This is a genomic window from uncultured Nostoc sp. (assembly GCF_964245575.1).
GTDB lineage: Bacteria > Cyanobacteriota > Cyanobacteriia > Cyanobacteriales > Nostocaceae > Nostoc.
On the sequence record NZ_CAXTNP010000041.1, the window covers coordinates 25,449 to 35,665 of the forward strand.

Consider the following 10,217-nt stretch of genomic DNA (forward strand, 5'->3'; position numbering starts at 1 on the left):
ATCTTATGACTAGAGCCGCTTTACCCGGTTCTCAGTTTCCCTATGGAAACTTGTGGAAAATACTGCCTTTAGCAATGCTTTTATGTGTAATTTTTACACTGCCTGCGTTGTCACAAGAAAAAGATAAATTGTGGCGAACCCTTAGTGTCAGTGGTCGCGGAGTAGAAACAATTCCTACAACCCTGGCGCAAGTTAGTTTAGGAGTAGAGATTCAGGGCAAAACAGCCCAGGAGGTACAGCAAGAAGCCGCCCGGAGATCATCGGCTGTAGTTGCGTTCCTCAAGAGCCAAAATGTCGAAAAATTACAAACTACTGGTATTCAGCTTAATCCAGTTTACAGCTACACCAATAATGTGCAGAAGATTACAGGATATGCTGCCAATAACACTGTGAGTTTTCGCATTCCTACCGAGAAAGCTGGTACATTATTGGATGATGCCGTGAAAGCAGGTGCAACACAAATTAATGGTATTAGTTTTGTTGCTAATGATGAAGCGATCGCATCTGCTCAAAAACAAGCATTAAAAAAAGCCACCCAAGATGCCCAGCAGCAAGCTGATGCTGTTTTCAGTGCCTTGGGTTTCAAATCCAAAGAAGTGGTGAGCATTCAAGTTAATAACGCCAGTGCGCCTCCACCACCAATGTTTTTAAGGGCTGAAGCTGCCAAAGTAGCTGATGCTTCCACTCCTGTCGTTGGTGGTGAGCAGCAAGTAGAAGCATCGGTGACACTGCAAATTAGTTATTAGTTATTTGTCATTTGTCATTAGTCATTTGTGAGCGCAAAGGAATAATAATCAATGCCCAATGTCCCTCAAGAGTGCTGAGTTCCTCTTTTCCGTTAGCGGATAGCTATGGTTGAGCCATTGCTGAGTGCGGAGTAGAGCAGAGAGAAGAATAACTCCTAACTCCTGTACAGACGCGATTAATCGCGTCTCTACTCCTAACTCCTAACTCAGCACTGTTTTGCCCAATGTCCAATTAGAAATTCTCTGGCGAAAAATCTCCGCCCCCTTCTGAATCGCGCTTAGAGCCTAATAAATCCAGTTGATCTACTTGGATAACTGGTGAGGATCGGTTTGCTCCTGTTTGGCGATCGCTCCATGTGTCAAACTTCAAGGAACCTTTAACTGCAATTTGCTTGCCTTTACGTACATAATTACCTGCCACCTCAGCCGTTTTTCCCCATAGTTCCAAATTAAACCAGTCAGTATGTTCGCCTTCTTTTGTACGGCGATTAACAGCTAGTGTCAATCTACACTTAACGCTACCAGACTCGAAATACTTAATCTCTGGGTCGCCGCCTACACGACCAATGAGGGTGACAACATTGATACTCATGTGGATTACCTTTTAGTACATGCGTACTTTGTAATTTAGACTTTCATCATAGCGAATTGTGAAACACTTGAAAATAATGCGTTAAACAGTTAACAATATAATTGACTTGAAAAATTATACATTCTACTAGGAGAAACACATAAAAGTATAGGGATATACTAAGCTGACCATAAAATATCAAAAAACACAGAAGTAAGACATAGTAAATATTCCTGAGAATCATATAAAAATATAGTCTAGTTTACTCAACTCAGGATATAAACATAATCGAATCAACTCTACCGTTGTAGTCAAGAAGTATCGCAGATAGGGGGCTTAAAGACGCGTGGGTATTTTTAGGAACTTTCGCACATCATGGGATATGGGTATCGACCTCGGTACTGCTAACACCCTCGTTTATGTATCTGGTAAAGGTATTGTACTGCAAGAGCCTTCTGTAGTTGCTATCGATGTCAACGAAAAGGTAGCACTGGCAGTAGGAGAAGAAGCCAAAAAAATGCTCGGCCGCACACCTGGAAATGTGATTGCCCTCCGTCCCTTGCGCGATGGTGTAATCGCTGATTTCGATATAGCCGAGCTGATGCTGAAAAGCTTTATTCAGCGTGTAAATGAAGGTAAATCTTTAATTTTACCCCGGATTGTCATTGGTATTCCCAGTGGTGTCACAGGAGTAGAAAGGCGAGCTGTCATGGATGCAGCTCACCAAGCAGGAGCAAGAAAAGTTTATTTAATCGATGAACCTGTAGCTGCTGCCATTGGTGCAGGACTACCGGTTGCTGAACCCACTGGCAACATGATCATCGATATTGGTGGTGGTACGACAGAAGTTGCAGTGCTGAGTCTTCAGGGTACAGTGATCAGCGAATCAGTACGTATTGCTGGGGATGAACTGACTGAATCGATCATCCAGTATATTAAGAAAGTTCATAACTTAGTCATTGGTGAACGTACTGCCGAGGACATCAAGATTCGGATGGGTTCTGCCTATCCTACTAATGATGATAATGACGCCATGATGGAAATCCGGGGCTTACACCTGCTTTCTGGTCTTCCGCGTACTGTAACAATCAAAGCCCCAGAAATCCGTGAAAGTATGTTGGAACCGCTATCAGTAATTATAGAAGCTGTGAAGCGGACACTGGAACGTACACCTCCAGAACTGGCAGCAGACATTATTGACAGAGGTATTATGTTAGCCGGTGGTGGTGCTTTGCTCAAAGGCATAGATACCTTAATTAGCCATGAAACGGGGATTGTGACTCACATTGCCGCCGATCCTCTCTGCTGTGTTGTGCTGGGAACAGGTCGTGTGTTAGAAAACTTTAAACAGTTAGAACGAGTTGTCATTGAAAGCTCTCGCAATATGTAGCAAAAAAAATATCAGACTTGAGTTCTATTGGAGTTCTATTTGGATTTTATATAAATTGAATCCAAGTAGAACTTAATTATTTAAGTATATTAAGGGATATATGGTTACAATACGGCGTTGGTGGGATCATAAAGGGTTGCAAATAGGGTTGTTAGCTCTAGTAGTTGGTAGTGCTTGGATATTGCGACAAACTCAAGGTGCATTGGTGCTTGAGACATACCAGGCAATTACCCGTCCATTAGAGATGTTGCAGTCAGGGCCAACTCCAGAAGAACGTCTCAGGGATGCTCGGATATTGGAATTGCAAACCCGTATAGTAGATTTGGAAAGTCAAAAGACAAAGCTACAAGATTTATTAGGCTATGTGGAAAAAGAGCCGTTGGCATCACGGCCAATTCCAGCGCGGGTAGTAGGACGTAGTGCTGACCAGTGGTGGCAACAAGTTACCCTGAATCGCGGTGCGAATGCAGGGATTCAGGAAGGCTTTATAGTCAAGGCAGAAGGCGGATTGGTGGGTTTAGTGGAGAGTGTAACTCCCAATACTAGCCGCGTGTTGTTAATCAGCGATCTCAAAAGTCAAGTGGGTGTATCAGTTAGCCGCACAGCAGCTAAAGGCGTTTTGCGTGGGGATTCTTCAGCAGAAGCGGTGCTGGAGTTTTATGAAAAAGTCCCAAATGTCAAGGTAGGAGATTTAGTTTCCACATCTACTTATAGTCAGAAATTCCCATCTGGTTTGGCAGTAGGACGAATCAAGTCGCTGGATTTAAAGAAACTTCCCGCATCAGTAGCGAAAATTGAGCTTTTTCCGCCAATCCGTTCTCTCGATTGGGTAGCTGTTTATCCAAAGTCGCAAAACCAAGAGTCAGTAAATCAAGTGCCACAAAAGTCTAAGTAAATTCTTCAAAAAAATTCATAGAAAAATGAAGATTCCTGCATTTGGTGGTAGCAGGCAGAAAAAGCCAAAATCGTCAGACCGAAAATCGAAATTCCGAATCCAGCCACTTTCTTGTTGGCATCCCGGTGTACGTCAGTTGTTGAGTTGGATAGTGACGGCTAGTTCAGTACTGTTATGTTTACTGTTATTGCCAACCCGCTTGCCGGGTATGGAATTATTGGGAATTGCCCCTAACTGGCTGTTAATTTGGGTGGTAGCTTGGAGTGTGAACCGCACAGTGTTTGCCGGAGCATTAGCAGGTATAGTTCTGGGGCTACTTCAAGATTCAATGTCATCACCTAACCCTACTCATGCCCTCAGTTTAGGTATAGTGGGAATTTTAACTGCTCTGCTCCAGAAGCAGCGTTTTATTGAAGAAGATTTTATTTCGATTGCTGTAATTGTCTTTGTTATGGCAGTTTTGGCAGAAACTATTTTTGGGTTGCAATTAACTTTAATGGGGAATGAGCGCAAGGTAACAGATATTTGGACATATTACCAGCGTGTCGCCCTAGCCTCTGCCATTCTTAGTAGTCTGTGGGCCCCTGTAGTGTATTATCCGCTAAATCTTTGGTGGCAACGGATAAAATTGTTGGAACAATAGTCAAAGGATTTTGGATTTTAAATTTTGGATTAACCCCGATAATCAAACAACACCGTATCATGGTAGTTAGTGGCATTTATGTTTGATACTTTCTTTTTTGCCTTGAAAAAATATCAGGTAAGTCATCTCCTGATTTACTGACGGCAGAATGTGGAAGCTTTCACTAAGTAATCTAATTGGAGAACGCTAATGTCGAAGGAAAGAAAAAGTAATAAAGAGGTTAAAAAACCTAAAAAAGATCCCAAAGACAAAAAGGAGAAAAACGACCCAAACAAATAGAAATATTTAGGTAATTAGCTTTAGCGAAGACCAAGAGTTGTATTTCTTGAAATTGACAAAACTTCGTCCAGTAGCATTGAGTAGGATAAGTTATTGTCAAAGATTTATTCACCCTTGGTCAAGCCTCAAAATTTCATAATTTAGGTTAGTGCGTCCGATGTCTACGACGGGCTATTCGGCGTCGCAACTAAATTAAGCAGGAGTAAACTTCAAGGAAACCCCATTCATGCAATAGCGCTTGCCTGTGGGTGCAGGGCCGTCATCAAAAACATGACCCAGATGTCCACCACAGTGACTACAATGCACTTCAGTTCTGGCCATAAACAACGACCGATCTACAGTAGTAGCGATCGCACCTTCAATCGGCTTAAAGAAGCTAGGCCAGCCAGTACCACTGTTAAATTTAGTATCAGATGTAAACAGTGGTTCTTCACACGCAGCACAATAATAAGTACCATTGTCGTATTCCTTATCCAATGGGCTGGTGTGAGGGCGTTCAGTCCCGTGTTTACGCAATACATTAAACTGTTCTGGCGTTAAAATCGTGCGCCACTCTTCTTCAGGTTTGGTAATTTCAAATCCACTATTAGAAGTTGTCATCGGTTCTGACCCCCAATTGATATACCTTGATAACAAGGCTGTGCCGACTATTACTGCACTAGCCTGTAAAAAATACCGTTTGTCCATATATCTATTATTTTCTATTTTTAGGTTAACTGGGCAATCAACTCTAGTACGGAATTCCCTACATTAATGACTATAATCAGCGATCGCCCTGAATTACACCTGATAAACTGATTAAAATTAGCTAAGAAATAACAAAATAAACCCACCGTACATTAATGGCAATGCGCTTTTTTGGTCAGGTTACCCAGTAAATTAAATGTAGGGCGTAAAAAAATAAACTAAATGAAAGCGATGTCTAACGACAAGCCGCAAGGCGTGTGCGCTTCTGATTTTGCATCTATCGTCGGCGAAGAAAATGCTGTTTGTCTTTGGGAAAATATCGAAATAAGTCAGCAAAAACGTATTCAACAGGCAATCTCTAACGAGAAGCCCTTCTCTACGAGAGGCTGCGCCAACGGGTTCGCAGTCGCTCATGGGGGAAACCCCCAAGACCGCGCTGGCTCACCGCAAGGCGTCTACGCTTCTGGAAATTCTCCCAGTTGTATCGTCTATCCCCGCACTCAACAACAATTAGCTGCAATCATTGCTACAGCTTACACTAACAACTGGCGTGTTCTCCCCTGTGGTAGTTGCAGTAAACTTAGCTGGGGGGGTTTAGCTAAGGGCGTTGATATTGTAGTTAGTACAGAACGCATTAACCAACTCATTGAACACGCTGTTGGTGATTTGACTGTCACAGTAGAACCTGGGATGAAGTTCTCTGATTTGCAAGCACTTTTGGCAAAGTCGCGGCAATTTCTCGCCATTGACCCCACAGCACCAGAGTCAGCAACCATTGGCGGTATTGTTGCTACAGGTGATACAGGTTCTCTGCGGCAACGTTATGGTAGTGTGCGCGACCAGCTACTAGGTATTACCTTCGTGCGTGCTGATGGACAAGTTGCTAAAGCTGGGGGAAGAGTAGTTAAAAATGTTGCCGGATATGACTTGATGAAATTGCTTACTGGGTCTTATGGCACATTAGGCTTTATTAGTCAACTAACTTTCCGCGTGTATCCGCTACCAGAGGCATCGGGGACGGTGGTACTAACGGGTAGTGCAGAGGCTGTATCGCAAGCGGCTGATATCCTTCGAGGTTCGGCATTAACACCTGTTCAGGCTGATTTGCTATCAACTAAATTGGTGTCTAGTTTAGGTTTGGGTGAAGGACTGGGATTAATTGCCCGCTTTCAAAGTATTAGTGAGAGTGTTAAGGAACAGTCAAACCGAGTTTTAGAAGTTGGGCAAAAGTTAGGTTTAAACGGGGCAATTTTTGTAGATGGTGATGAAGCTAATCTATGGCAGAGATTGCAAAAACGAATACATACTACTGCTACAGAATCAGTAATTACCTGCAAAATAGGAGTGTTACCTACTGCTGCCGTGGAGATTTTGACTCAGGTGGAGTTGGGTTTAATTCATATAAGTAGTGGTTTAGGTTTGTTACAATTAGAGGATAAAAATCAAGTTTTGAAAGTGCGCGATGAGCTATGCTCCGGTGGAGGCGATCGCACTCAAGCTAATAGAGGTTTTTTAACAATTCTGGAAGCACCAGTGGCGGTTAAAGAACAAATAGATGTTTGGGGTTATACGGGGAATGCTTTACCGTTAATGCGTCGTATTAAGGAACAGTTTGATAGTAAGAATATTTTAAGTCCTGGTCGGTTCGTGGGTGGAATTTAAGAAACAAACCGCAGAGACACTGAGGACGCTGAGATAGAGAGGGGAAAGAGAGAAATATGCAAGTTTCAGAAAATTCTGTTAATAATACAGCTAGTTTAAAGAATTTGAAAGGGTTTGATGAGAATCATCCACCTGATCCGAAGTTGATCGATAGTTGTGTACATTGTGGATTTTGTCTCTCGACTTGTCCGAGTTATCGGGTGCTTGGTAAGGAGATGGATTCTCCTAGAGGACGTATCTATTTAATGGATGCAATTAATGAGGGTGAGATTGCTCTAAATACGGCAACTGTAGAACATTTTGATTCTTGTTTGGGCTGTCTTGCTTGTGTGAGTACTTGTCCTTCTGGTGTACAGTATGAAAAGTTAATTTCTGCAACTCGTCATCAAGTTGAACGAAATTATCCTCGCAGTTTGCCAGATCAATTTTTTCGTCAACTGATATTTTCTTTGTTTCCTTATCCTAACCTTTTACGGATTTTACTAGTTCCGTTGTTGGTTTATCAAAAGTTGGGATTTGCTAAATTCTTTCGGGCTACGGGTTTACTCAATAAAATATCGCCCCGTTTGGCAGCAATGGAATCTATTCTGCCAGAAATTACTCTCAAATCTTTTCAAGATAATTTGCCTACCATTATTCGCGCCCAAGGTGAGAAGCGCTACCGAGTCGGGATGATTTTGGGTTGCGTGCAACGGCTGTTTTTCTCTCCTGTGAATGAAGCAACCGTGCGGGTTTTAACGGCGAATGGTTGTGAAGTTGTGATTCCGAAATCTCAAGGTTGTTGTGCAGCGCTTCCCGAACACCAAGGACAAACAGAACAGGCGAAAGCTTTAGCAAGGCAGATGATTGATAGTTTTGCTAAGACTGATGTCGATTTTGTAATTATCAATGCTGCTGGTTGCGGTCATACTTTGAAAGAATACGGTCACATTTTAGAAAGTGACCCAGAATATCGGGAAAAGGCAAAGGATTTTGCAGCTAAAGTTAAAGATGCTCAAGAGTTTTTGGCAACTGTTGGGTTAACAGCAAAACTATCACCACTGACTGATAAACCCTTGAATTTAGTTTATCAAGATGCTTGTCATTTATTGCATGGACAAAAGATTAGCGTGCAACCGCGTCAGGTGTTGCGGCAAATTCCAGGGGTGAAGTTGAGAGAACCAATAGATGCGGCTTTATGTTGTGGCAGTGCTGGGGTTTATAATATGCTGCAACCAGAAGTTTCTGAAGAATTGGGTCGGCAAAAAGTGCAGAATTTGTTGAATACTGGTGCTGAGTTAATTGCTTCTGCTAATCCGGGGTGTACTTTGCAAATTACGAAGCATTTGCAGTTGCAAGGTAAGAAGATTTCAGTTATTCACCCGATGGAGTTGTTAGATTATTCGATTCGCGGTGAAAAGTTAAAATTGTAGACATTTGTTGGCTGCATTATGGATTTACTTCTGTCGTTTTTTGATAAGGACAGAAAACACAGGTAGGGGCGCACAGCTGTGCGCCTCTACTATTTGGATATGTTTTTATTGAAAGTCCTTAATCCAATACGCTTGGCTTTGTGAAAAATTGTAGGTTGGGTTAAGCAAAGCGCAACCCAACAAAGCCCCGGAAATGCTGGGTTTCGTTCCTCAAACGCCACTTGCTTCTCCTGTCGGAGACGCTGCGCGTAGCTTGCTTCCCCGTAGGGGTACAAGCCGGGGAACCCGTCCAACGCAGTGGCTCCCCAACCTACACAGTTTAAAGTTTTTAGGGTTAACTGAACTGTATTGGTCCTTAATCAGTCATTTTGAAGAAGCTTTTCCGAAATAACCGCTTTCTCGTCTGTATAATCACTGAAATGGGCAAGAGTATCAGCCTAATTTTGGGTGATTTGTGATGAAACTAGATTTAGTCAGGTTTTTTCAAGCTTGCAACCCCAGTAAAACTCTGGTTGTGAGCAAACCGGAGGATAGACAATATTATATTGATTTCTCTAAAGTGCGTGGTGCAAAGATTATTGAAGAACTTGGGCGAACTATCACTCGCCTTGCACCTGAGCAACCTACTTGTCAATTATTTACCGGACATATAGGCTGTGGCAAGTCTACTGAATTACTGCGACTCAAAGCAGAGTTAGAACAGCAGGGATTTCATGTGGTTTATTTCGAGTCTAGCCAAAGCCTGGATATGGCTGATATTGATGTTACAGATATTTTACTGGCAGTTGCTCGTGAAGTGAGTCAAAGTCTGGAAGCAATAAAAATTAATCTCAAGCCAGGATACTTTCAAACCCTGTTTACTGAACTTGGTGAATTTTTGCAAACGCCCATAGAACTTGGGGGAGAGTTATCTGTAGGTATTGCCAAAATTACTGCCAAAACTAAAGATAGTCCAAAACTTCGCGGGCAGTTACGGCAATATTTAGAACCGCGCACCAATGGCATTTTAGAATCAATCAACAAAGAATTGCTCAAGCCTGCTAGAGAAAAACTCAAGCAGCAAGGTAAAAAAGGACTGGTGGTAATTATAGATAATCTCGACCGAGTGGATAATTCTCAAAAACCTTCCGGTCATTACCAGCCAGAATATCTCTTTGTTGAACGGGGTGAACAGTTAAACCAGCTAAATTGTCATGTTGTTTATACCATTCCGTTAGTGTTGATTTTTTCCAACGCTTTAGGAAGGTTAACAAATCGCTTCGGCGCAGACCCCAAGGTTTTGCCGATGGTTCCTGTGCAGTTACAAGATGGTTCGCAATTTTCACAAGGAATTACGCTGCTGCAACAAATGGTGATGGCGAGGGCTTTTCCTGGTGTCAGTTGGGAACAAAGCCAGCATTTGATTAGTGAAGTTTTTGATAGTCCTGATAGTTTAGAAAGGCTGTGCTTAATTAGCGGCGGTCATTTGCGTAACTTGTTAATGTTGTTATTTCGCTGTCTTCAGCAAGAAGACCCACCTTTGTCGCAAGAGTGCGTAAATAGAGTGATTAAACAACGCCGCAATGAGCTAACTTTGGCAATTACGCCCGATGAATGGGAATTACTGCGTGAAGTGGCGCAAGAGAAAAGCTTAAGAGGTCATGAAAGATACGAACTTTTGCTCCGCAGTATGTTTGTATTTGAATACCGGAATGAAGATGGTTCTTGGTTTGATATCAATCCGATTTTGGCTGAAGCTAAGGAATTTAGGTTATGAATCGGCGTATATGAAAAAAGATAAGATTCTCCATAGGGCAATACGCTTGGGTTAGCGCCAAAAGCCTTAAAGTGTGTAGGTTGGGTTGAGGAACGAAACCCAACATTTCCGGGGCTTTGTTGGGTTGCGCTTTGCTTAACCCAACAAAGCAATTTTTCACAAAGCCAAGCGTATTG

At 42.5% G+C, this 10,217-nt stretch carries 10 protein-coding genes; 7 read left to right on the forward strand and 3 right to left on the reverse strand.

The features are described 5' to 3' along the window. Positions 1 to 5 precede the first annotated feature (5 nt). Complete coding sequence (locus ACFFAP_RS09455) at positions 6 to 746, forward strand: SIMPL domain-containing protein (RefSeq protein WP_375510972.1); 741 nt, start codon at positions 6 to 8, stop codon at positions 744 to 746. A gap of 232 nt (positions 747 to 978) precedes the next feature. Here the strand turns inward: ACFFAP_RS09455 and ACFFAP_RS09460 are convergent, their stop codons facing one another. After that, on the reverse strand, positions 979 to 1,338 hold the full coding sequence (locus ACFFAP_RS09460) for a single-stranded DNA-binding protein (protein ID WP_375510973.1): 360 nt from the start codon (positions 1,336 to 1,338) through the stop codon (positions 979 to 981). A 361-nt stretch (positions 1,339 to 1,699) separates the two neighbouring features. Between ACFFAP_RS09460 and ACFFAP_RS09465 the strand changes: the two genes are divergently transcribed. The 3 genes from ACFFAP_RS09465 (at position 1,700) to mreD (ending at position 4,245) form a co-directional block, all read left to right on the forward strand. Continuing rightward, positions 1,700 to 2,707, forward strand: a complete 1,008-nt coding sequence (locus tag ACFFAP_RS09465; protein WP_375510981.1) for a rod shape-determining protein — start codon at positions 1,700 to 1,702, stop codon at positions 2,705 to 2,707. Positions 2,708 to 2,807: 100 nt separating this feature from the next. After that, entirely contained in the window at positions 2,808 to 3,602 is a 795-nt protein-coding gene (mreC, locus tag ACFFAP_RS09470; RefSeq protein WP_375510974.1) for a rod shape-determining protein MreC, read from the forward strand. A 25-nt stretch (positions 3,603 to 3,627) separates the two neighbouring features. Next, positions 3,628 to 4,245, forward strand: coding sequence for a rod shape-determining protein MreD (mreD, locus tag ACFFAP_RS09475; RefSeq protein ID WP_375510975.1), 618 nt, complete (start codon positions 3,628 to 3,630; stop codon positions 4,243 to 4,245). 471 nt (positions 4,246 to 4,716) lie between these two features. Here the strand turns inward: mreD and msrB are convergent, their stop codons facing one another. Beyond that, positions 4,717 to 5,211 (reverse strand): peptide-methionine (R)-S-oxide reductase MsrB, encoded by a 495-nt coding sequence (gene msrB, locus ACFFAP_RS09480; RefSeq protein ID WP_375510976.1) that lies wholly within the window; start codon positions 5,209 to 5,211, stop codon positions 4,717 to 4,719. A gap of 222 nt (positions 5,212 to 5,433) precedes the next feature. Between msrB and ACFFAP_RS09485 the strand changes: the two genes are divergently transcribed. The 3 genes from ACFFAP_RS09485 (at position 5,434) to ACFFAP_RS09495 (ending at position 10,041) form a co-directional block, all read left to right on the forward strand. Further along, positions 5,434 to 6,873: an FAD-binding oxidoreductase gene (locus ACFFAP_RS09485; protein ID WP_375510977.1), complete on the forward strand. Its 1,440-nt coding sequence runs from the start codon at positions 5,434 to 5,436 to the stop codon at positions 6,871 to 6,873. Positions 6,874 to 6,929: 56 nt separating this feature from the next. Further along, on the forward strand, positions 6,930 to 8,285 hold the full coding sequence (locus ACFFAP_RS09490) for a (Fe-S)-binding protein (protein WP_375510978.1): 1,356 nt from the start codon (positions 6,930 to 6,932) through the stop codon (positions 8,283 to 8,285). Between the two features lie 457 nt (positions 8,286 to 8,742). Next, positions 8,743 to 10,041 carry a P-loop NTPase fold protein gene (locus tag ACFFAP_RS09495; protein WP_375510979.1) on the forward strand — a complete coding sequence of 433 codons (1,299 nt, stop codon included), beginning with the start codon at positions 8,743 to 8,745 and terminating at the stop codon, positions 10,039 to 10,041. Here the strand turns inward: ACFFAP_RS09495 and ACFFAP_RS09500 are convergent. Then, on the reverse strand, positions 10,031 to 10,217 hold a 187-nt coding region (locus ACFFAP_RS09500; RefSeq protein WP_375510980.1), incomplete at its 5' end, for a hypothetical protein. The genes ACFFAP_RS09495 and ACFFAP_RS09500 overlap by 11 nt on opposite strands.

Excerpts from the sequence above, each read along its gene's own strand:
- ACFFAP_RS09465 (WP_375510981.1), top strand. The coding sequence starts at position 1,700 with ATGGGTATCGACCTCGGTACTGCTAACACCCTCGTTTATGTATCTGGT.
- ACFFAP_RS09495 (WP_375510979.1), top strand. The coding sequence starts at position 8,743 with ATGAAACTAGATTTAGTCAGGTTTTTTCAAGCTTGCAACCCCAGTAAA.
- mreC (WP_375510974.1), top strand. The coding sequence starts at position 2,808 with ATGGTTACAATACGGCGTTGGTGGGATCATAAAGGGTTGCAAATAGGG.
- ACFFAP_RS09490 (WP_375510978.1), top strand. The coding sequence starts at position 6,930 with ATGCAAGTTTCAGAAAATTCTGTTAATAATACAGCTAGTTTAAAGAAT.
- mreD (WP_375510975.1), top strand. The coding sequence starts at position 3,628 with ATGAAGATTCCTGCATTTGGTGGTAGCAGGCAGAAAAAGCCAAAATCG.
- ACFFAP_RS09485 (WP_375510977.1), top strand. The coding sequence starts at position 5,434 with ATGAAAGCGATGTCTAACGACAAGCCGCAAGGCGTGTGCGCTTCTGAT.
- ACFFAP_RS09460 (WP_375510973.1), bottom strand. The coding sequence starts at position 1,338 with ATGAGTATCAATGTTGTCACCCTCATTGGTCGTGTAGGCGGCGACCCA.
- ACFFAP_RS09455 (WP_375510972.1), top strand. The coding sequence starts at position 6 with ATGACTAGAGCCGCTTTACCCGGTTCTCAGTTTCCCTATGGAAACTTG.
- msrB (WP_375510976.1), bottom strand. The coding sequence starts at position 5,211 with ATGGACAAACGGTATTTTTTACAGGCTAGTGCAGTAATAGTCGGCACA.